The organism is Azospirillum lipoferum 4B, assembly GCF_000283655.1.
Classification (GTDB): domain Bacteria; phylum Pseudomonadota; class Alphaproteobacteria; order Azospirillales; family Azospirillaceae; genus Azospirillum; species Azospirillum lipoferum_C.
This window is the reverse complement of the sequence record NC_016623.1, coordinates 81,399-102,793: the sequence shown is the minus strand read 5'-3', so window position 1 is coordinate 102,793 and position 21,395 is coordinate 81,399. Positions and strand designations below refer to the sequence as shown.

18 protein-coding genes and 1 pseudogene are annotated in these 21,395 nt (G+C 67.6%); 9 read left to right on the top strand and 10 right to left on the bottom strand.

Translation table 11 applies throughout. The annotated features are described in order from the left end of the window. Positions 1-4 precede the first annotated feature (4 nt). Both AZOLI_RS22065 and AZOLI_RS22060 read left to right on the top strand, forming a co-directional pair. The gene (locus tag AZOLI_RS22065; RefSeq protein ID WP_044552972.1) at positions 5-379 is read left to right on the top strand and encodes a DUF1850 domain-containing protein; all 375 of its coding nucleotides are present in this window, start codon (positions 5-7) and stop codon (positions 377-379) included. Positions 380-493: 114 nt separating this feature from the next. Next, positions 494-1,984, top strand: coding sequence for a sodium:proton antiporter (locus tag AZOLI_RS22060; RefSeq protein ID WP_014249395.1), 1,491 nt, complete (start codon positions 494-496; stop codon positions 1,982-1,984). Positions 1,985-1,996: 12 nt separating this feature from the next. Here the strand turns inward: AZOLI_RS22060 and AZOLI_RS22055 are convergent, their stop codons facing one another. The 3 genes from AZOLI_RS22055 to AZOLI_RS22045 all read right to left on the bottom strand — a co-directional run bounded on the left by AZOLI_RS22055 (position 1,997) and on the right by AZOLI_RS22045 (position 8,536). Next, positions 1,997-4,012, bottom strand: coding sequence for a protein-L-isoaspartate(D-aspartate) O-methyltransferase (locus AZOLI_RS22055; RefSeq protein ID WP_014249394.1), 2,016 nt, complete (start codon positions 4,010-4,012; stop codon positions 1,997-1,999). A gap of 286 nt (positions 4,013-4,298) precedes the next feature. Continuing rightward, on the bottom strand, positions 4,299-7,421 hold the full coding sequence (locus AZOLI_RS22050) for an efflux RND transporter permease subunit (protein WP_014249393.1): 3,123 nt from the start codon (positions 7,419-7,421) through the stop codon (positions 4,299-4,301). Next, positions 7,418-8,536, bottom strand: a complete 1,119-nt coding sequence (locus AZOLI_RS22045) for an efflux RND transporter periplasmic adaptor subunit (RefSeq protein WP_014249392.1) — start codon at positions 8,534-8,536, stop codon at positions 7,418-7,420. Before AZOLI_RS22045 ends, AZOLI_RS22050 begins: the two co-directional genes overlap by 4 nt. A gap of 90 nt (positions 8,537-8,626) precedes the next feature. On the opposite strand from AZOLI_RS22045, the gene AZOLI_RS22040 reads away from it, so the two are divergent. Next, positions 8,627-9,259 carry a TetR/AcrR family transcriptional regulator gene (locus AZOLI_RS22040; RefSeq protein WP_014249391.1) on the top strand — a complete coding sequence of 211 codons (633 nt, stop codon included), beginning with the start codon at positions 8,627-8,629 and terminating at the stop codon, positions 9,257-9,259. Between the two features lie 35 nt (positions 9,260-9,294). On the opposite strand, the gene AZOLI_RS22035 is transcribed toward AZOLI_RS22040, so the two are convergent. Together AZOLI_RS22035 and AZOLI_RS31520 are read right to left on the bottom strand one after the other, a co-directional pair. Beyond that, positions 9,295-10,665 (bottom strand): HD-GYP domain-containing protein, encoded by a 1,371-nt coding sequence (locus AZOLI_RS22035; protein WP_014249390.1) that lies wholly within the window; start codon positions 10,663-10,665, stop codon positions 9,295-9,297. 84 nt (positions 10,666-10,749) lie between these two features. Then, positions 10,750-11,492 (bottom strand): annotated as a pseudogene (locus AZOLI_RS31520) (IS5 family transposase). Between the two features lie 284 nt (positions 11,493-11,776). On the opposite strand from AZOLI_RS31520, the gene AZOLI_RS22020 reads away from it, so the two are divergent. After that, entirely contained in the window at positions 11,777-12,250 is a 474-nt protein-coding gene (locus tag AZOLI_RS22020; protein ID WP_044552773.1) for a YchJ family protein, read from the top strand. A 239-nt stretch (positions 12,251-12,489) separates the two neighbouring features. On the opposite strand, the gene AZOLI_RS22015 is transcribed toward AZOLI_RS22020, so the two are convergent. The 5 genes from AZOLI_RS22015 to AZOLI_RS22000 all read right to left on the bottom strand — a co-directional run bounded on the left by AZOLI_RS22015 (position 12,490) and on the right by AZOLI_RS22000 (position 15,668). Beyond that, positions 12,490-13,119: a YitT family protein gene (locus tag AZOLI_RS22015; protein ID WP_014249388.1), complete on the bottom strand. Its 630-nt coding sequence runs from the start codon at positions 13,117-13,119 to the stop codon at positions 12,490-12,492. A gap of 17 nt (positions 13,120-13,136) precedes the next feature. Continuing rightward, positions 13,137-14,309, bottom strand: a complete 1,173-nt coding sequence (locus AZOLI_RS22010; RefSeq protein WP_014249387.1) for an amino acid aminotransferase — start codon at positions 14,307-14,309, stop codon at positions 13,137-13,139. A 207-nt stretch (positions 14,310-14,516) separates the two neighbouring features. Beyond that, a complete protein-coding gene (locus tag AZOLI_RS32675; protein ID WP_014249386.1) occupies positions 14,517-14,672 on the bottom strand; it encodes a hypothetical protein in 156 nt (51 codons plus the stop codon). A gap of 22 nt (positions 14,673-14,694) precedes the next feature. Continuing rightward, on the bottom strand, positions 14,695-14,997 hold the full coding sequence (locus AZOLI_RS22005; RefSeq protein WP_048816561.1) for a cytochrome C oxidase subunit IV family protein: 303 nt from the start codon (positions 14,995-14,997) through the stop codon (positions 14,695-14,697). Between the two features lie 11 nt (positions 14,998-15,008). Beyond that, complete coding sequence (locus AZOLI_RS22000) at positions 15,009-15,668, bottom strand: cytochrome c oxidase subunit 3 family protein (protein ID WP_014249384.1); 660 nt, start codon at positions 15,666-15,668, stop codon at positions 15,009-15,011. Positions 15,669-15,887: 219 nt separating this feature from the next. Here AZOLI_RS22000 and AZOLI_RS21995 point away from each other — a divergent pair, with 219 nt between their 5' ends. From AZOLI_RS21995 to mog, 5 genes are all read left to right on the top strand, one after another. Next, positions 15,888-16,340, top strand: coding sequence for a c-type cytochrome (locus AZOLI_RS21995; protein ID WP_014249383.1), 453 nt, complete (start codon positions 15,888-15,890; stop codon positions 16,338-16,340). A gap of 13 nt (positions 16,341-16,353) precedes the next feature. Further along, positions 16,354-17,703 (top strand): cbb3-type cytochrome c oxidase subunit I, encoded by a 1,350-nt coding sequence (locus AZOLI_RS21990; RefSeq protein ID WP_014249382.1) that lies wholly within the window; start codon positions 16,354-16,356, stop codon positions 17,701-17,703. 60 nt (positions 17,704-17,763) lie between these two features. Continuing rightward, positions 17,764-18,600 carry a CbbQ/NirQ/NorQ/GpvN family protein gene (locus AZOLI_RS21985; RefSeq protein WP_014249381.1) on the top strand — a complete coding sequence of 279 codons (837 nt, stop codon included), beginning with the start codon at positions 17,764-17,766 and terminating at the stop codon, positions 18,598-18,600. Positions 18,601-18,783: 183 nt separating this feature from the next. After that, positions 18,784-20,700 carry a nitric oxide reductase activation protein NorD gene (locus AZOLI_RS21980; protein ID WP_014249380.1) on the top strand — a complete coding sequence of 639 codons (1,917 nt, stop codon included), beginning with the start codon at positions 18,784-18,786 and terminating at the stop codon, positions 20,698-20,700. Positions 20,701-20,720: 20 nt separating this feature from the next. Then, positions 20,721-21,275 carry a molybdopterin adenylyltransferase gene (gene mog / locus AZOLI_RS21975; RefSeq protein ID WP_014249379.1) on the top strand — a complete coding sequence of 185 codons (555 nt, stop codon included), beginning with the start codon at positions 20,721-20,723 and terminating at the stop codon, positions 21,273-21,275. Positions 21,276-21,395 lie beyond the last annotated feature (120 nt).

Sequence of the window (21,395 nt, the reverse complement as noted above, 5' to 3'; positions counted from 1 at the left end):
CGTGGTGGGTCTCTGCCTGTTCGCCCTCGGCGGCGCGCTTCTCGCGTCGCTGCCGGGGGCGGATTTCACCCTGTCCTGGACCCATTCCATCGAGAAGACCGAATGGCGCGAACGCTGGTCGGTGGACTCCGGCCGGCTGCGGCCGGTGGAGGCCCGCATCCGTGGGACCGGCGCCGGCATGGAACCGGGACCGGACGCCCGGCTGACCGGTGACGGCTGGCTCGCCTGGGTGCCCGGCCTGCCGCCGCAGGAGAGCGTCGCGCTGGCCGCCTCCGGCTTCACCGGCGAGCATAGGCTGTGCGCGGCTGCCGATTGCCGCCCGTTGTCGGGGTGGACCGGGGTTGCGGATCAAGCAGTTGTCATGCGCGCCTGCCGGTGAGGGGCGCCCGCGCCCGCCTACGAAAGTTCGTTCGGTCAACATCCCTTCCGGCTTGGCTTACGCTGCTCCAGTCCGCATACTCCCGTTCCTTTCGTCAGCCTACCATCCGGACCGATGATCAATTTCCCCACACCCCGCCGCAGCCCATCCCTGTTCCCGGCCCTCTTCGCTGCGGCGCTCGCCGTTTGCGGGCTGTTGCTGGGCACGCATGGCGCCCTGGCGGCGGAGGTGGGGGGGGAGGTCGCCCATGGCGGGGTGCCGCATCTGGACGGCCGGCTGCTCAGCGCCGTCTGGGTGGTTCCCTTCGCCGGAATCCTGCTGTCCATCGCGCTGTTCCCGCTGCTGGCGCCGATGGTCTGGCACCATCATTTCGGCAAGATCTCGGCCGTATGGGCGCTCGCCTTCCTGGTGCCCTTCGCCGCGACCTTCGGGCTGGATCTGGCGACCTACGAGCTGCTGCATACGGTCCTGCTGGAGTACATCCCCTTCATCGTGCTGCTGACCGCGCTGTTCACCGTGGCGGGCGGCGTGCGGCTGGCGGGGTCGCTGGTGGGGACGCCGCTGGCCAATACGGTCGGGCTGGCGCTGGGCACCGTCCTGGCCAGCCTGATGGGCACGACCGGCGCCTCGATGCTGCTGATCCGGCCGCTTCTGCGCGCGAACGAGCATCGGCGCCACAAGGTCCACACCGTGGTGTTCTTCATCTTCCTGGTGTCGAATGTCGGCGGATCGCTGACCCCGCTGGGCGACCCGCCGCTGTTCCTGGGCTTCCTGAAGGGCGTCGATTTCTTCTGGCCGACAGTCCACCTATTCGCGCCGATGGCCTTCCTGGCGGCTCTGCTGCTGGCGATCTACTTCGTCCTCGACCTCTATCTCCACACCCGCGACCCCGGCAAGCACCCGCTGATCGAAGGCGTGCACGAGCGGGAGCCGATCCGAATCGAAGGCTCGGTCAACCTGCTTCTGCTGCTTGCCATCGTCGGCGCCGTGCTGCTCAGCGGCGTCTGGCATCCGGGAATCGGCCTCACGCTGTACCATGTGACGGTGCCGCTGGAGACCATCGTGTCGAACCTGCTGCTGCTGGGCATCACCGGCCTGTCGCTGGCCCTGACCAGCAAGCAGAGCCGCCGCCTGAACGGCTTCAGCTGGGGGCCGATCCTGGAGGTGGCGAAGCTGTTCGCCGCGATCTTCCTCACCATCATCCCGGCCATCGCCATCCTGAAGTCCGGCACCGACGGCGCGCTGGGTGCCATCATCTCGGCGGTGAACGAGGGCGGGAAGCCGAACCCGGCCGCCTATTTCTGGGCCACCGGCATCCTGTCCAGCTTCCTCGACAACGCGCCGACCTACCTGATCTTCTTCAACACGGCCGGCGGCGACGCGAAGCTTCTGATGACCGACCTGTCGCTGACGCTGACGGCGATTTCCGCCGGCGCGGTGTTCATGGGCGCCAACAGCTACATCGGCAACGCCCCCAACTTCATGGTCAAGGCCATCGCCGAGGAGCGCGGCGTCGCCATGCCCAGCTTCTTCGGCTATATGGCCTGGTCCTGCGGCATCCTGGTGCCGCTGCTGGGCCTGACGACGCTGGTGTTCTTCCTGTGACGCGGGTGCCGCTCACAGCCCGAAGGGATAGGTGTCGGGCACGTCGGTCCGGGCGTGTTCCGGCCCCAGCGGGGTGACGGCGGTCGTCTCGTCGAACCAGACCCAGGCGTCGAACTGGCCGGGCAGGGTGGCTTCGGAATAGTGGCTCCACAGCTCCGTCTCGGGGCGGTAGATGACGCCGATGAAGCGTTCCAGCCGCGGCGTCAGCAGGGCGCGCCGCACCGCCCCGTTCCGCTCCGCCTGAAGGTCGAGCAGGAAGTGCGGCACTCCCGCGTCGTGGCAGAGCCGTTCATAGCTGTCGCCGCGCGATGGCCGAACCCGCTTCACCTCCATGGCGCCGTCCCAGTCGGTGGCCGCCGCGACCGTACCGCCGTGGGTGCCGAAGCCGATCAGCGCAGCCTCCGCACCGAAGCGTTCGCGGCAAAGCTGGCCGATGTTCAGCTCGTCGCGGGTGATGCCCATGTCGGTCTGGCGGGCATCGCCGATGTGGGAGTTGTGGGCCCAGACCACCGCCTTGGCGTCCGGCCCCTTGGCCTCCAGCAGGTTCGCGAGCGTTTCGAACATATGGGTGTCGCGCAGGTTCCAGCTGTCCGCCCCGCCGTAATACATGATGCGGTAATAGCGCTCGGCCGAAGCGATCAGGCGGGCGTTCTGGGTGGCGTCGAGGAAGCGGTCGCCGTCCTCCCCCGCATAATCCAGCCGCTTTTCCAGCAAGGCCCGGCACTGCTCGATCACCGCCGCCTCGCATTTGCGGAAGCCGCCGGACAGCGCCGCGCGGCCATAGGTGGCGGGATCGCGCTGCCAGGGCGTCAGGCAGCCGTAGCGCTCGCGCGCCGCCGCCGCCGCCTCCGGATCGACGCGATCGAGATAGTCCAGCACCGCGGCGATGGACCCGCCCATGTTGTACATGTCGAGACCGTAGAACCCGGCGCGGCGTTCCGGCGGCTGGCTGCCGTTGCGATCATGCAGCCAATCGAGAAAGGCGGCGACGTCGGTGTTCCGCCACATCCAGCTGGGGAAGCGCTGGAAGGGCGCCTCTTCCGCCCGGCCGCCGGGGCGGTGGCGGACATAGCGGTCGATCACGGCGGCGTCCGGCCAATCGGCCTCCACGGCAACGATGGTGAAGCCGTGCCGCTCGATCAGTCTCTTGGTGATGGCGGCGCGGGCGCGGTAGAACTCCGAGGTTCCGTGGCTCGCCTCGCCCAGCAGCACGACGCGGCGGTCGCCCCAACGGTCGAACAGCCGGCCGAAGTCGGGGCTGTCGAGATCCGGCAGGGGTTCGGCGGCATCGGCGATCATCTCCGGCAGGGTGGTCGGCGGCTCCCCCGGCCGCCGTCCCGGATTGTGGGTGCTGGCCGACCGCGTGCCGTCCTCCGTCCAGCCCTGGGCGCCGATCAGCGGCACGAAGGACACGCGGTCCCGCTCCTCCCGTTCGAACTCCGTCTCACCATGGCGGACGATCTTCACCAGCGTCTGATCGCGGCGGGCGCCGACCGGGATCACCATTCGCCCGCCGATGGCGAGCTGGTCCATCAGGGCCCTCGGCACCTCCGGCCCGCCGGCCGACACCAGGATGACGTCGAAGGGCGCTTCCTCCGGCCACCCCTCCGTCCCGTCGCCGGTGCGCACCGTCACGTCGCCGAACCCCAGATCCTGCAGCCGGCGCCGGGCCGACTGGGCCAGATTGGGGTGCCGTTCGACCGCGAAGACGCGGCCCCCGCCCTGGCGGGCGATGTGGCCCAGCAGCGCCGCGACATAGCCGGAGCCGGCCCCGACCTCCAGCACCCTGTCGTCCGCGCCGACCTCCGCCGCATCGATCATCGCGGCGACGACGCTGGGCTGCGAGATCGTCTGCTCCTCCCCGATGGGCAGGGGCGTGTCCTCATAGGCGAACTCGACCATCTCGGGCGCGACGAAATGGTCGCGCGGGACGGCACGCATGGCGTTGAGGACGGGTTCGGAGCGGATGCCGCGGCGGGCGATCTGGGTGTCGACCATCCGCTGGCGCTGGCGATTGACGTTGGCCACGGTCTTCTCCCCGGGGCAGGAATACGGCGATAGGCTGTTGGCGATCGGCTGCTTGATGGCCCAACAGGTTGCGGGCGGCGGCGTTCCATCCCCGCACCGGTCCGAACCGGAGAAGGTGCAACAAAAAATGCACCCGGAGGCCGATGCCGCCGGGCGCGAAGTCACAGTACGAAAGAGGATCATCACCAGTGATGATGCAATCGGGAGATCGATTGTGCCGGCACCCTCGCATGGGCCACGGGGGTGTCCCTTGACCACGGTCAAGCTTGAGCGAAAGAGTTGGTTATCAATCCCCCAGCGCCGGATTAGGCAGCGCGCCATTCATCCCGTCTTCCTCCACCTCTTCCGCCTCCGGCCGGGGCACGCGGAACCAGGCGGCGTAGAGCGCCGGCAGGAAGAAGATCGTCAGCACGGTGGCGCCGGCCAGACCGCCCATGATGGCGACCGCCATCGGGCCCCAGAAGACGCTGTGCGTCAGCGGGATCATGGCGAGGATCGCGGCGGCGGCGGTGAGCGCGATGGGGCGGGCTCGGCGCACCGTCGCCTCCACGATGCTGTCCCAACGTGACCGGCCGCTGCGGATGTCCTGCTCGATCTGGTCGACCAGGATGACCGAGTTGCGCATGATGATGCCGGCCAGCGCGATGACGCCCAGCATGGCGACGAAGCCGAAGGGCAGGTTGAACAGCAGAAGCGAGGCGGTGACGCCGATCAGCCCCAAGGGCGCCGTCAGCAGGACCATGAACACGCGCGAGAAGCTCTGCAGCTGCAGCATCAGCGTGGTCACCATGATCAGCAGCATCAGCGGCATCATGGCATTGATCGAGTCCTGGCCCTTGGCGCTTTCCTCGATGGCGCCGCCCATGGTGATGGCGTAGCCGTCGGGCAGGGTGGCGCGGAGGGCGTTCAGCTGTCCGTTCAACTGGGTGCTGACCACCGGGGCCTGCAGGCCGCCGGTCACGTCGCCCTTGATGGTCATCGTCGTCTCGCGGCCCCGGCGCCACAGCACCGGCTCCTCCAGCTCGTAGCGGACGCTGGCGACCTGGCTCAGGGGCACGGTGGTGCCGCGGCTGGTGCGGATGTTCAGCTCGCCCAGGCGCGACAGGTCCGCCCGCTCCTCCGGCGTGGTGCGCAGCAGGACGCCGATCAGCTCCGTCCCCTCGCGGTACTGGGTGACCGACATACCGTTCAGCAGCAGCTGCAGGGCGTTGGACAGGTCCTGCTTCGACACGCCCAGCGCGCGGGCCTTGGCGGTGTCCACCTCCAGCCGGACGCGCTTGGACAGCTCGTCCCAGTCCAGATGGACGTTGGCGGTGTTGGGGTGGGCGCGCATGGTGTCGCGCACCTGATAGGCGATCTTGCGGATGGTCGCCGGATCGTCGCCGGTGACGCGGAACTGCACCGGATAGCCGACCGGCGGGCCGTTCTCCAGCCGGCTGATGCGGACGCGGGCGGCGGGGAAGTCGGATTCCAGCGTCGGCTCCAGCCGCTGCATGAAATGCTCGCGCTCCTCCAGCCCCTTGGTCATCACCATGAACTGGGCGAAGTTGGCGGTCTCCAGCTGCTGGTCGAGCGGCAGGTAGAAACGCGGGGAGCCGCCGCCGGTATAGGCGACCCAATAGTCGACGTCCGGGTCCTTGGCCAGCACCGCCTCCATCCGCTTCACCTCCGCGGCGGTCGCCTCGAACGACGAGCCTTCGGCAAGGCGGATGTCGATCAGCAGCTCCGGCCGGCTGGCCGAGGGGAAGAATTGCTGCTGCACATGACCGAAGCCGACCAGCGCGGTGACGAAGGCCGCCACCGTCACGCCGATGGTGACCCAGCGCGCCCGCACGCAGGCCTCGATCATCCGGCGCAGGATGCGGTAAGTCCGGGTGTCGTAGATGTCCAGCTCGTGTCCCTCCGGCACCACATGCTTGGGCTTGGGCAGCAGGAGCCAACCGAGATAGGGGGTGAAGATCACCGCCACCACCCAGGACAGCATCAGCGACAGCGCCACCACCCAGAAGATGGAGTTGGTGTATTCGCCGGCCGCCGACGCCGCGAAGCCGACGGGCACGAAGCCCGCCGCGGTGACGATGGTGCCGCTCAGCATCGGAAAGGCGGTGGAGGTGTAGGCGAAGGCGCCGGCCTTCAGCCGGTCCCATCCCTGTTCCATCTTCACCACCATCATCTCCACCGCGATGATGGCATCGTCCACCAGCAGGCCCAGCGCGATGATGAGGGCGCCCAGCGAGATCCGCTGCAAATCGATGTGCAGGATCTGCATCGCCACCAGCGTCATCGCCAGCACCAGCGGCACGGCCAGCGCCACGACGATGCCGGTGCGCCAGCCCAGGCTGACGAGGCTGACCAGGATGACGATGCCCAGCGCTTCGGCCAGCGACTTCATGAACTCACCGACCGACCGCTCGACCACCGTCGGCTGGTCGGCGATCTGCGCCACCTCCAGCCCGACCGGCAGTTCCGCCTTGATCTTCTCCATCGCGGCGTCGAGCTTCTCGCCCAGCTTCAGCACGTTGCCGCCCTTGGCCATGACGACGCCGAGCCCGATGGCGTCACGCCCCTTGTAGCGCAGGGTGTAGCGGCGCGGTTCTACATAGCCGCGCTTGACCTCCGCCACGTCGCCGACGGTCAGCAGCCGCCCGCCGCTCTCCACCGGAATCGCGCGCACCGCCGCAGCGGTGTCGAGGCCGAGGTCGAGGCGGACATAGACCCGCTGCGATCCGGTATCGACGTCGCCCGACGCGGCGATGGCGTTCTCGCGCTGCAGCGCCTGGATCACCGATTCCACCGGCAGGCCGAAGCTGGCGAGCCGCTGGCTGGAGATCTCGACATAGACGCGCTCCTCCTGCGGGGCGATCAGGTCGATCTTCTCGACGCCCGGCAGCTTCAGCAGACGGGCGCGCGCCTGTTCCGCCACCTTCTTCAGCTGGGCCGGGGTGAAATCCTCGCCCATGAAGCCGTAGATGGCGGAATAGACGTCACCGAACTCGTCGTTGAAGAAGGGACCGACCACGCCGTCGGGCAGCGTATAGGTGATGTCGCCGATCTTCTTGCGGACCTGATACCACAGGTCGGCCACCATCTTAGGCGGCGTGTAGTCCTTCAGCTGGACGAAGACCACCGACTCGCCGGGCTTGGAATAGCTGCGGGAGACGTCGTAATAGGGCACCTCCTCCAGCTTCTTCTCGATGCGGTCGGTGACGAACTGCTCCACCTCGCGCGCAGTGGCGCCCGGCCATTGGGTGCGGACCACCATCACCTTGAAGGTGAAGGACGGATCCTCCGCCCGACCCAGATTCATGTAGGCGAGCGCGCCGGCCAGCACACTGGCGAGCATCATGAACAGCACGAGCGTGCGGTGCGCCAGCGCCCAGGCCGACAGGTTCATGCGGGAGTGGTTCATCGCGCCGGCTCCGTCCAGACGCGGACCTTCTGCCCGGAATCGAGCTTGTGCACGCCGGCGGTGACGACGCGCTCACCGTCCTTCAGCCCCCCGCCGATCAGCGCGAGGTCGCCGGCATAGGCGGCAACGGTGACCGGGCGCAGTTCCAGCCGGTCGTCGGGGGCGGCCAGCACCCAGACCGCCGGCTTCTGCTCGTGCTGGGTCAGCGCGCTGAGCGGCAGGCGGGCAACGGGCGCCCCGTGGTCGGCCGCGGCGGTGACGGTCGCGGTCATGCCGAGCTGGACCGTCGGCGGCGGATCGGTCAGCGCGATCTTCGCCTGGAAGGTGCGGGTGCTGGCATCGGCGCTGGGCGAGACTTCACGCAGACTGCCGGCAATGCTCTGGCCGGGGTGGGACCACAGCTCGACCGACAGCTTCTGGCGGGGCAGGGCGCCCACCTGCTGTTCGGGGATGTTGGCGACCGCCTCCAGCGACCCCAGCCGGGCGACGCGCAGGGCGGTCTGGCCCGATGCCACGACCTGCCCCGGTTCGATCAGCGTCGCGGTGACGATGCCGGCCTCGTCCGCCACCAGCGTCGCATAGTGGGCGGAGTTGGTCAGGACGCGCAGCTGCGCCTCCACCTCCCGCACCTTGGACTCGGCCTTGTCGAGGGTCGTCTTGCGGCGGTCGTATTCCTGCCGCGTCGTCCATTCGCCGTTGCGCAGGCTGGCATAGCGCTGAAAGTCGCTGCGCGCGTTGGCCGCGTCGGCCTCAGCCGAGGCGAGTTGCGCCTGCGCGGCGCGGATCTGCAATTGGAGGTCGGTGGGGTCGAGACGGGCGAGCGGCATGCCGGGTTCGACACGGGTGCCGACCTCCACCAGCCGGGCGGTGACCTTGCCGCCGACGCGGAAGCCGACATCCGCCTCCACCCGCGGGCGGATCACCGCCGGGTAACGCACGCTGTCGACCAGCGGTTCCAGCGCCACCGTGGCGACGCGAACCGGCCTGACGTCCGCTTCCGCCGGGGTGGAGGCGGAGTGCGTCTCGTTGCAGCCGGTCAGCAGCCCTGCCACCGTCAACATGGCGGCGGTCGCCATGAAGGCGGACGCAAACCGTGTTTCGCGGAATTGGGCCATACCACGTCTCCCCACTGGACTGGACTGTATCGTACTGTTACCGTCCTACTCCGGCACCCGATCAACGTCAAGAGTGAACGGTACAGTTCAGTGCAGTCATTGGAGCAAAACGCGTCTCAGCCGCCCGCGTCCCACGATGCGAAGGCGGAACAGATCCTTGCCGCCGCGCGGGAGGTGTTTCTGGAGCTTGGCTATGCCGCGACCTCGATGGATCAGGTGGCCCAGCAGGCGCGCGTATCGAAGACCACGCTCTACACCCGCTTCCCGTCCAAGGAAGAATTGTATACGGCAGTGATCTCCGCCGAATGCGAACGGCGCGGCCTGCGCTTCGCACCGGAGATGTTCGACGGACTGCCGCTGCGCGAGGTCCTGGTCCAGGTCGGCCGCCGCTTCGTCGATCTGATCTGGTCGGAAGCGGCCATCCGCGTCCACCAGTCGGTGGCGGGGGAGGCGACGCGGATGCCGCTGGCGGCGCAGCTCTATTTCCGGGCCGGGCCGGAGCAGGGTATCGCCAACTTCGTCGCATTGTTCACCCGGCTGGCCGAGCGCGGCGTGATCGCGACGGACGACCCGACCTTCGTCGCCCGGCAATTCCTGGCGGCTCTGCAGGGCGGTTCATACTGCCAACTGGTGCTGGGCCTCTGCCCGCAGCCGACAGAGGAGGAGCGCTACGCCTTCGTCGACAAGGCGATCGACCTGTTCCTGCGCGGCGTCGCGCCTTGAGGCCGTCAACGGCGAATGCTCAGGCCAGCTTGAAGTCAGGCCAGCTTGAAGTAGCGCATCACCAGCCCGCGCAGTTCGTCCCGCACACCGTCGTCGCCCAGTTCGGTCAGCCTTTCGTGCAGGCCGGCGGCTATGGCGGTGAAGCGGGCGAGTACTGCCGGATCGAAATGCTTGCCTGACCCGTCGGCGAGGATGTCCATGGCGGTGGCGAAGGACATCGGCTCCTTGTAGGGCCGGCGGGAGGTGAGGGCGTCGAACACGTCGGCGACGGCGAAGATGCGGGCGGCAATCGGGATCGCGTCCCCCTTCAGTCCGCGCGGATAGCCCGATCCGTCGAACTTCTCGTGATGGCCGCCGACCACGTCCGTGGCATCGGCCAGCCAGTCGGACGAGCCGACGATGTCCAGCCCATGGACGACATGGGTCTTCATCACCGCGAACTCCTCGGCATCCAGCTTGCCGGGCTTCAGCAGGATGCTGTCGGGAATGGCGATCTTGCCGACATCGTGCAGGAAGGCGCCCTTCACCAGTTGCCGGATCGCCGCATCCTCCAGCCCCAGCGCCTCGGCCAGCCGGATGGCCAGGACAGTCACCCGGTAATTGTGGGCGTTGGTGTCGCTGTCGCGCTTGGCGATGGCGCTGCCCAACGCCGTCAACATGCCGATGTTGGCATCGAGCAGGCCGCGCGACAGCCGCAGAATGCCCCGGTTGTAGGCGCCGAAGATGGGCAGCAGGACCAGTGCAGTCCCCAGCACCGACAGCGACGACACGGCGGCGACGGTGGCGGTGTCACGCAGGATTTCGTGCAACCTGCGCGCCGAGAGCTGGAAGACGCTTTCGAAATAACCGAGCAGCCGGCCATCGGAATCGAGCAACGGCTCCATCGTCTGGATGAAGATATGGCCGTCCAGCGTGAAGCGGTCGTAGGTCGCATCGCTGTCGGCGGGGAAGCCGTGCCGAGTGGCGGACAGGCGCCGTTCCGCCCATTCCGCGCCGGGTGCGATGTATTCGGCCGTCTTCCGCTGATCCGGGGCATAAAGCTCCGCGACGATGAAGTAACCATCGCCCTGATTCAGGCGCAGCCCGTGGCGGCCGGCCATGAAGATTTGCAGCGACGCATTCAAGTCCGCATCCGCGGCGCCGGCCGCCAGCGACGAACGGGTTTCGGTCAGGAAAGCCGCCGACTCCTGCCGCGCCAGTTCCACCACCCGGTCGTCGGCGATCTTGACCTCGACCAGAAAGGCGATGCCCCCGACCGCCAGCGCCAGGAACAGGGCGGCACCGGTCAGGCGTAACAGGACGGCGCGGGCGGTGGGCAGCCGCATCGCCGCCACATCGGCATGGCGACCGGACAGGGATCTGTAAAGCAGGTTGAGCCGCCGCCGCTCGCCCGTTGCCGTCATCATGCTTCCGATCCGCCTGCTCATCGCCACACCCTGTTTGCGCCGCACCCTGTTCCCAAGGCCGGCCGATCTAGGGTCTGTTGACATTCACCGTGTTGCCAAGACGGTAGCGACGAGGTTGATGGCAGCGGCGTAGCTTGTGTCTGTTTTGTCGTATCGCGTGGCAATACGGCGAAATTCCTTGATTTTGCAGAAGAAGTTCTCGACCAGATGGCGCCATTTGTACATTTCGGCGTCATGGGGAATCGGAGTGGTGCGGCTGGTCTTGGACGGAATGACGGCGACCGCGCCACGCTCGGCGATCAAGGTGCGGATGGCGTTGCTGTCGAAGGCTCTATCAGCCAGCAAGGCGGAGAACTCGATACCGTCCAGCACCGGTTCGACGCCAACGCTGTCATGTCGTTGGCCCGGCAGCAGGATGAAGCGCCCAAGGTTTCCCAACCCATCGACGACGGCCAGGATCTTGGTCGTCAGTCCGCCGCGAGAGCGGCCAATGGCCTGAGCCTGAGTCCCCCCCTTGCGCCGGTGCCGTGCTGATGCACCCGGACAATCGTTCCATCGATGATCGCGTACTCGAAGTCCGCGTCGCTCGATAAGGCGGCGAAGACCTCATCGAAGACACCGGCCTTGGCCCATCGGCGAAAGCGTTGGAACACCGAGTTCCAATTACCGAAGGCTTCGGGCAAGTCCCGCCAGGGTGACCCAACACGGACGATCCACAGGACCGCCTCCAGAAACAGCCGATTGTCCGCCCCCGAGCGGCCGGGATCGCCGACTTTGCCCGGAAGAAGCGCCGCTATCCGCTCCCACTGATCGTCCCGCAGAACCATCCGATCCAAGGATACCTCCTTTTTGGAAGCCTTGAATCAGATTTCAGAGGCCAGCGGAATCCCCTTTCGTTCCTCAAATGTCAACAGGCCCTAGACGATGCCCGCGCCAAGCGTCAATATTGCCGGCTGCCACGCCAGCGGCCGGGTTCCACGGAATTGGACATCGGTCGCCGAATCCGGTTGCCGTCGCAGGATTCCGCGGGAAATGTTGAGACGGCGTTAAGGTTTGGTGGACACGATGCCGCCGGCCATTACACGATGCTTATGGAAGGGATTTTATCGTGATGTCCGCCTGCCCCTGCGGTTCGGGCCTCGTCTTCGACCGTTGCTGTGGACCGATCCTGGCGGGGGAACCCGCCCCCTCGGCAGAAGCGCTGATGCGGTCGCGCTACACCGCCTTCGTCCGCCACGACATCGACCATATCGAGCGCAGCTGCGCCCCGGAAACCCGCGCCGCCTTCAGCCATGACGATGCCGTCCGCGTGGCGGAGGAATGCGAGTGGGGACCGCTGACCGTGATGAAGGCGGAGGAGAACGGCGACGACGGCATGGTCGAGTTCTTCCTCACCTTCCGCCGCGACGGCGAGGAGTGGCCGGTGCATGAACGGTCGCGCTTCCGCCGGGTCGATGGCCGCTGGCTCTATGTCGACAGCGTGCTGAACCCCAAGGACCCGCCGCGCCGCGTGGTGAAGGTGGGCCGCAACGATCCGTGCCCCTGCGGTTCGGGGCGCAAGCACAAGGCCTGCTGCGGGCGGTGAGAGATGTTGAGCCCCTCTCCCCTTGCGGGGCGGGATCGGCCAAACGCCAACGGCGTTTTGCCGACCCGCGGGTTGGGGTGAGGGGTCGCAAATCCAACAGTTCCAATGGCCTGCGGCCGCCGCCCCCCTCATCCCAACCCTTCTCCCGCAAGGGGAGAAGGGCTATCCGCCTCAAGAAGTTGCTGCGTCTTCGTAGATACAGAATGTGTGATTGCGCGTAGCGCCTTCACAGCCCAACCTCAACTCATCCCCAGATACCGCCCCGGCTTGTGGTTGATCGCAAGCGTCAGGTTGACGATGGCCGCCCCCACGACCGACAGCAGCAACCGGTCCGGCGCCAGCACGAAGAAAGCGCCGGCCAGGATCGCCAGATCGACGCCCAGCTGGAAATAGCCGGCGCGGATGCCGTGGCGCTCCTGCAGGTAGATCGCCAGGATGTTGACACCGCCCAGCCCGGTGCGGTGGCGGAACAGCATCAGCAGGCCGGTGCCGCACAGGCCGCTGCCCACCACCGTCGCATAGACCGGGTCCAGATGGGCGAATTCCACCCACTGCTCGGTCAGGCGCGAGAAGATCGTGACCAGACCCACCGCGATGAAGGTGCGCGCGGTGAATTTCCAGCCCAGCCGCTTCCACGCCAGCCAATAGAAGGGCAGGTTGATGACGAAGAAGATGAGGCCGAACTGAACCTTGGTGACATAGCTCAGCAGCAGGGACAGTCCGGCGGTGCTGCCGGTCAGCAGCATCGTCTTGGAATAGATCAGCATGCCCAGCGCGATGAACAGCGTGCCCATCAGCATGGCGAGCGCGTCTTCATACAGCTGGTGGCGCTCCACCGTCGCGGGCGGGGCCTGGAGGGTTGCGGCCATCCTCGTCGTCTCCCGGCTCAGCGAAGGGCGGCGAACTTCGCGACCACATCGTCCACCTCGGCCGTCTTCAGGCCGGCGATGTTGATGCGGCCGGAGGTCGGCATGTAGATGGCGTGGTCGGCGCGCAGGCGCAGCACCTCCGCCTCGGTCAGCGGCAGCAGGGAGAACATGCCTTCCTGCTCCGCCACCGCGGTCAGGGTGGGGAAGGCGCCGGAAAGGCCGGCGGCCAGCTTGCGGCGGATGCCGGCGATGCGGGCGCGCATGCCGTCCAGTTCCGCCGTCCAGTCGGCGGTCAGGGCGGCATCGCTCAGGATGGTGCGGACCACCGCGGCGCCGTGGTCGGGCGGCATGGAATAGCTGGTGCGGGCCAGCGCCATCAGGTTCGACTTGGCGAGATCGGCCGGCGCCTGGGTCGCCGACACGGCGAAGATGGCGCCGGTGCGCTCGCGGTAGAGGCCGAAGGACTTGGACGACGACACGGCGACCAGCGCCTCCGGAATCGCGCCGATCAGGTGGCGCAGCCCCTCCGCATCCTCGTCCAGCCCGCGGCCGAACCCCTGATAGGCGAGGTCGACCAGCGGCAGCACGCCGCGCGTCTCCAGCACCGCCGCCAGCGTCTTCCAGTGGTCGAGAGACAGCGGCGCACCGGTCGGGTTGTGGCAGCTGCCGTGCAGCAGGGCGACATCGCCGGGCTGCGCCGCCTCGAACGCCGCGACCATGCGGTCGAACAGAACGGTCTGGCTTGCGGTGTCGAAGAAGGGATGGCTCACCACCTCCAGGCCGGCGGCGGCGAAGATGCCGACATGGTTCGGCCAGGTCGGCTGGCCGACCAGCACGCGCTTCGACCCGCCGCGCAGGACGAGGTCGGCGGCCAGACGCAGCGCGCCGGAGCCGCCGGGGGTCTGCACGCCGGCTGCGGTGACTTTCGTACCGGCCTCGCCGCCCACCAGCGACCACAGACGCTCCAGATACAGCGCGTCGCCTTCCAGCCCCAGATACGACTTGCTGTCCTGCCCGTCGAGCAGCAGGCGCTCGGCCGCCTTGACCGCGCGGAAGACCGGGGTGCGCCCCTCCTCGTCACGGTAGACCCCGACGCCGAGATCGACCTTGCCCGGCCGCGGATCCTGCTTGTACAGCCCGATCAGGGCGAGCAGGGCGTCGTCGGGCTGGCGGGAAAGCGCGTTGAACATGGCGGTTCGTCCGGTTCTTGCAGATGGAGTAGGGCAGATGGAGTAGGGCAGATGGAAGAGGCGATGACGGCGGGCAGGCACCGATAGCGGAAAGCCGGCCCGGCCGCGACGATCCTCCACTTTTGCGGCCCCGCCGACAATGTCGAAGATCTCACCGGAGCCTTGCCTATCGTGCGACACCACCACGCATGACCGGCAGGCGGCCCCTCACTGCGTAAAGAACATCGCCGCGAACACGGCGGCGGTGGCGGCGATGGCGGTCACCAGCCCGTTGCGCCCCAGCGCCCGCTGGCGATAGAGGGCCACCGCGAACACGATCACGGCAAGGCTGGCCAGCAGCAGGCCCAGCTTGAACTCGGTCATCTTCTATCGTCCTTGAGGTTCGTCAGCGCGGGCCGACCCAGCCAAGCGCCCCGGCGGCGGTGACCAGCAGGATGGCGCCGCAGAGCAGCACCAGCCACGCGGTCATCAACAGCCGCCAGCCCGGACCGGCATGGTCCAGCTCCAGGTAATGCAGAAGGATTTCCCGCCCCTTGGCCACGGCGAGCGCCAGCAGCAGAGCCGCGCCCGCGATGCCGACCCCGCCGCCGGCATCGCCGTGGCGGGCGAACAGCAGGGTCACGGCCGTCAGCCCCATCAGCACCAGCCAGGACAGCGTCAGCCGATCCAATTTCTTGAGCAATCCCATGACCGGCCTCCTCAGCGGATCAGGTAGACGAGCGGGTAGAGGATCACCCAGACCAGATCGACCATGTGCCAGAAGGCGGCCCCGGTCTCCAGATTCTCCACCAGCGTTTCCGGTCCGGAGCGCGCGACCAGCAACAGGATGACGATGCCCAGCACGACATGCAGGGCGTGGAATCCGGTCAGCAGGAAATAGAGGGTGAAGAAGCTGTCGCTGTCGATGGTCAGCCCGGCCCCCAGCGTCGCGGAATACTCCACCGCCTTCACCGCCAGGAATACCGATCCGATCCCAGCGGCGGCCAGAATCTCCCGGCGCGCCTGCGTCGCGGCACCGCTCCGTCCGGCGGCGACGGCATGGGCGGCGAGATAGCCGCTGGTGACCAGCACCATGGTGTTCAGCGCCCCCAGCGTGCCGTTCAGATGGGTCTGCCCGGCGGCGAAGGTGGCGGGATCGAGCACGCGGGCGATTGCGAAGCCTACGAAGGCCACGCCGAACACCGCGAGCTCGCTGAAGATCAGAATCCACATCATCAGGTTGCCGGGCAGGGCATCGAGTCCGCCCGGCCTGTCCGGCGGGCCCGTCATGTCCCGGCCCGTCATGTCCCGGCCCATCATGTCCCGGCCCATCATGTCCCGGCCCATCATGTCCCGGCCCATCATGTCAATGTCGGCCATGTCCTATCCTTGTCATCATCCAAGCGCAGGATAGGCCGACACCGCTCCGGTCGGCTTGACCTCGGTCAAGGAATGCCCTTCCGCCACGGTCAATTATTCGCCCGACCCGTGGCGGTAAGACGCTGCGACGCCCGGCTTCCCGTCCCGGCTTCGCGCACCCAACGCCTTCCGAACCGACCCCACTCGACGAAAATTCGAGATTGCCAGGGATCCCGAGCGATGACCGAACGCTTCACCAAGGCGGCCGCGCGAAACATCTTCTATGGCGGATCGCTGTTCTTCTTCGCGACCTTCGTCGCGTTGACCGCGCTCAGCCACAATTACATCGTCAACACCGGCACGGACGAGAAGACGCTGTCCGATGCCGTCACCCGCGGCAAGCATGTGTGGGAAAAGAACTCCTGCATCAACTGCCACACGCTGCTGGGTGAAGGGGCCTATTTCGCCCCCGAACTGGGCAATGTCTGGCTGCGCTACGGCGGCGACAAGGACCCCGAAAGCGCCGTCCTGGCCCTGAAAGGGTGGATGGCGGCGCAGCCGTCCGGGATCGAAGGGCGGCGCCAGATGCCGCAGTTCAACCTGACCGACGCCGAGGTCGAGGATCTGGCCGCCTTCCTGGAATGGACCAGCCGGATCAACACCCAGAACTGGCCGCCCAAGCTGTCGGGCTGAGGAGAATTCCATCATGAAGTACGAATCGCAAAAAGTCGCCCTCTATTACTTCGCGGCGGCCATGGGGCTGTTCGGTGTGCAGATCCTGGTGGGTCTCCTGGCCGGTACCGTCTATGTCCTGCCCAACACGCTGTCGGAGCTGCTGCCCTTCAGCGTCGTCCGGATGATCCACACCAACGCGCTGATCGTCTGGCTGCTGATCGGCTTCTTCGGCGCCGCCTATTACCTGATCCCGGAAGAGGCGGAAACCGAGCTGCACAGTCCGAAACTGGCACTGATCCAGCTCGGCCTGTTCGTCTTCGGCGCGCTGGCGGCCGTGGTCGGCTATGTCTTCCGCATCCATGAGGGGCGGGAGTTCCTGGAACAGCCGACCTGGATCAAGGGCGCCATCGTCGTCGTCGCCCTGATGTTCCTCTACAACATGACGATGACGGTCATCAAAGGCCGCCGCACGGTCATCACCAACATCCTGCTGGTGGGCATGTGGGGCATCGCCATCTTCTTCCTGTTCTCCTTCTACAACCCGTCGAACCTGTCGCTGGACAAGATGTACTGGTGGTACGTCGTCCATCTGTGGGTCGAGGGCGTGTGGGAACTGGTGATGGCCTCCATCCTCGCCTTCCTGATGATCAAGATGACCGGCGTCGACCGCGAGGTGGTGGAGAAGTGGCTGTACGCCATCGTCGGCCTGGCCCTGTTCAGCGGCATCCTCGGCACCGGCCATCACTATTACTGGATCGGCACGCCCGGCTACTGGCAGTGGATCGGTTCGCTGTTCTCGACGCTGGAAGTCGCCCCCTTCTTCACCATGGTCGTCTTCGCCTTCATGATGGTGTGGAAGAGCGGCCGGCGTCACCCGAACAGGGCGGCGATGCTGTGGTCGCTGGGCTGCGCGGTGTTCGCCTTCTTCGGCGCCGGGCTGTGGGGCTTCCTGCACACGCTGGCCCCGATCAACTACTACACCCACGGCACCCAGGTGACCGCGGCGCACGGGCACCTCGCCTTCTACGGCGCCTATGCGATGATCAACCTCGCCATCATCACCTACGCCATGCCCTACCTGCGCGGCCGGGCGCCCTACAACCAGACCCTCAACATCTGGAGCTTCTGGCTGATGAGCGGCGGCATGGCCTTCATGACCTTCGCGCTCACCGCCGCCGGCATCGTGCAGACCCACCTGCAGCGCGTGATGGGGCTGGGTTACATGGAGGTGCAGGAACAGATCGCCATGTTCTACTGGCTGCGTCTGGGCGGCGGCGTCGCCGTGGTGATCGGCATGCTGGTCTTCCTCTACGCTATCTTCGGCCCGGCCCGCGAAGAGCGCCCGGCGGCCGTCGCCGGCGGCCTGCAGGCGGCCGAGTAAGCGTCCAACCCGGCCCCCGTCGCCATCCGGCGGGGGCCGTCGCTTTTCAGGAGTTTTCCGATGATCCGCAGCGCCGCCACCCTCGCCGCCGTGACCGAGACCGTCGATACCCCCGGCAGCGCCTCGCTGCCCTTCTATCAGCCGACCGGCGATGAGTGCGCGCTGTTCGAGCATGCCTACAATCACCGGCTGCCCCTGCTGCTGAAGGGACCGACCGGCTGCGGCAAGACCCGCTTCGTCGCACATATGGCGGCGAAGCTCGGCCGGCCGCTCTACACCGTGTCGTGCCACGACGACCTGACCGCCGCCGACCTGACCGGGCGCTATCTGCTGAAGGGCGGCGACACCGTATGGGCGGACGGGCCGCTGACCCGCGCCGTGCGCGAAGGCGCCATCTGCTATCTGGACGAGGTGGTGGAGGCGCGCAAGGACGTCACCGTCGTGCTGCACCCGCTGACCGACGACCGCCGCATCCTGCCGTTGGACCGCACCGGCGAGACGCTGGAAGCGCCGCCGGGCTTCATGCTGGTGGTGTCCTACAACCCCGGCTACCAGAATGTCCTGAAGGCGCTGAAGCCTAGCACCCGCCAGCGCTTCCTTGCCGTCGAGTTCGACTTCCCGGCGCCTGAGCGGGAGGTTCCCATCGTGGCGACCGAAAGCGGCCTGGCCGAGAACCGCGTCGTCCCGCTGGTCCGCCTCGCCAACGCCCTGCGCGCGTTGAAGGGGCAGGATTTGGAGGAGGGCGTGTCGACCCGCCTGCTGATCTACTGCGCCACGCTGATCCGCTCCGGCATGAAGCCCGAGCGCGCCATCCGCGCCGCCCTGATCGAACCGCTGACCGACGACCCCGACATCCGCGCCGGCCTGCTGCGCGTGGCCGAGGTCACGCTGGGGTAGGATCGCGGGTTCGAAACCGCTTGCGAAGCCGGATCCCCCCACTGCGGCCGTCATCCCCGCGGAGGCGGGGATCCAGGCGTTTCCGCGGCATGTCTGCCGGGAAAGTGTGGATTCCCGCCTTCGCGGGAATGACGGCCGATACAGATCCGTGCATTGGGCCGATGGGTTGGGAGTGTGCGCATCATGCTTGAGATCTTCGAGCCGGAAGAGACCGTCGGCCGTTTGTGGCACCGCCTGATCGGCGGGCGGTCGAGCTATCCGCACCATCCGGACGCCGCGGTGACGCTGGAAACGATGCGCCCGCGGCTGGCGGTGTTCTTCCGCGCGCTCGGTGGCGACCGCGGGGTGAGGCTGGCCGCCGGAACCGCGGCGGTCTCCGGGCACCGGTTGCCGCTGCTCGACCGCATCGGGCTGGGGGCGGAGCGGGTGGAACGGGCGTCGCTGGACGGCGATGTCCTTCAACTCCCGGCGGCCATCGACCTGTTCCCCGATCCGGCACTGAACGAGCGGCTATACGAATGGCTGGCCGCCTTCTTCGCCCATGCCGAACCGGCGCCGTTGCCCGCCGATCCGCTGCAGGCCGACCTGCAGTGTCTGCGCAGCGCAGCGGCGACCACTTCGGCGGTGCTGACCCGCTGGCCGGGCCTGCGTCGCCTCCATGAGGAGCTTGTCCGCGCCGTCGCCGCGATCCGCCCGGCGCGCCGCCTGCCGCCGGTCGAGGCCGAGGTGGAGCGCGCCGTCCTGGCGCTGCTCGGCGCCGGAGCCGCGACACCGGTCGCTGCGCGGATGCTCGATCCGGCGGTCCCGCTGTCGGATTTTGCCGCTCCCTATGGCTATGCCCGCCTGCTGCCGGTTCCGCTGTGGGGGATGGTGGCGCCATCGAGCGAGCGCTCGCTCGCCGCCGCGGCCGAAAGCCCGGGCGAGGGTGGACAGGCGGCAGACGGCGACCAGCGCCGCCGGGCCGCAACCCGCCGGCAGACCGACCAGATCCAGCGCAACGACCCGCTGATCCTGAACCGCTTCGAGAAGATGCTGAGCCTCGCCGAGGCGCTGAACATCCCGCGCGCCGTCGATGACGACGATGCGGAGAACGCCCGCAAGGCCGCCGACGACCTCGACGAGATCGCCGTCGGCACGCACCAGCGCAAGGCCTCGACCACGCTGAAGCTCGACCTGGACTTGCGAGCGCAGGCCGTCGACGACACGCCGTTGACCGCGACCCTGACCTATCCCGAATGGGACCACCGCCGGCAAGCCCATCTGCCCGACCATTGCCGGGTGGTGGCGGAGCCGGCCCCGGCCGACGGCGAGTCCTGGCAGCCCGATGCCGCGGCGCTCCGCCGCATCCGGCAGGTCCGCCGCCAGTTCGAGGCTCTGCGCCCGAAGCGCATGCTGTTCACCGGGCAGGCCGACGGCGACGAGTTGGACCTGACCGCCCTGGTGCGCAGCCGAGCCGATTTCCATGCCGGGGGATGCGGCAGCGACCGGGTGCATCAGCAGGCGCGCAGCGCCGCCCGCGATCTTGCCGTCGCCGTGCTGGTCGACGGCTCGCTGTCCACCGACGGCTGGATCGACGGCCGCCGCGTGCTGGACGTGGAGAAGGAGGCGCTGCTGGCCCTGACCCATGGTCTGACCGCCTGCGGCGACGACCATGCGCTCTACGCCTTCACCTCGCGCCGGCGCGACTGGGTGCGGGTGCAGACGCTGAAGGGCTTCGACGAGCCGCTGGGCCCCACCGTGACCCGCCGCATCGGCGCCCTGAAGCCCGGCTACTACACCCGCATGGGCGCGGCGATCCGTCACGCCTCCGCCAAGCTGGCCGAGCGGCCGAACCGTCACCGGCTGCTGGTTCTGCTGAGCGACGGCAAGCCCAACGACGTCGACCACTACGAAGGCCGTTACGGCATCGAGGACACCCGCCAAGCCATCCGCGAGGCGAGGCGCGATGGATTGGCCGTTTTCGCCATCACCGTCGATGCGATGGCCCGCGATTACGTGCCCTATCTGTTCGGACGCGGCGGCTATGCCATATTCCCGCAGGTTTCCCACCTGACGAAGGCGCTGCCGCCACTCTACCGGCAGGTCGCCTGCGCCGCCTGACTCCATAAGGACCCTGGATCATGACCGACGCCAATGCCGCGACGCCCACACCGGTGAAAATCGGAATCGTCACCGTCTCCGACCGTGCCAGCCGCGGCGTCTACGAGGACAAGGGCGGCCCGGCGATCCGTGATGAGCTGACGCGCATCGTCGCCTCGCCCTGGATCGCCGAGGCTCGGGTCATCCCGGACGAGCTGGACCTGATCGCCGCCACCCTGGTCGAGCTGTGCGACGTCGCCGGCTGCGATCTGGTGGTCACCACCGGCGGCACCGGCCCCGCCCCGCGCGACGTGACGCCGGAAGCGACGGAGCGGGTGTGCGACAAGATGATGCCGGGATTCGGCGAGCTGATGCGCTCGGTCAGCCTGCGGGTGGTGCCGACCGCCATCCTGTCGCGCCAGACCGCCGGCATCCGCGGCCGCAGCCTGATCGTCAATCTGCCGGGCAAGCCGTCCGCCATCCATGATTGTCTGGAGGCGGTGTTCCCGGCGATCCCCTATTGCCTGGACCTGATCGGTGCCGGCCGCATCGAAACGGACCCGGCCATCTGCGTGGCCTTTCGCCCAAAGTCCTAGCGGGAAAGTCCTTACTGGTTGTAATGAAATAAAAAAGGCCTGCGACAAAGTTACGTCCAGGCCTTTCACTTGACGGCGGTCAAGAAAAGAGAGGGAGAGCGGGAAGAATATTACCTCACA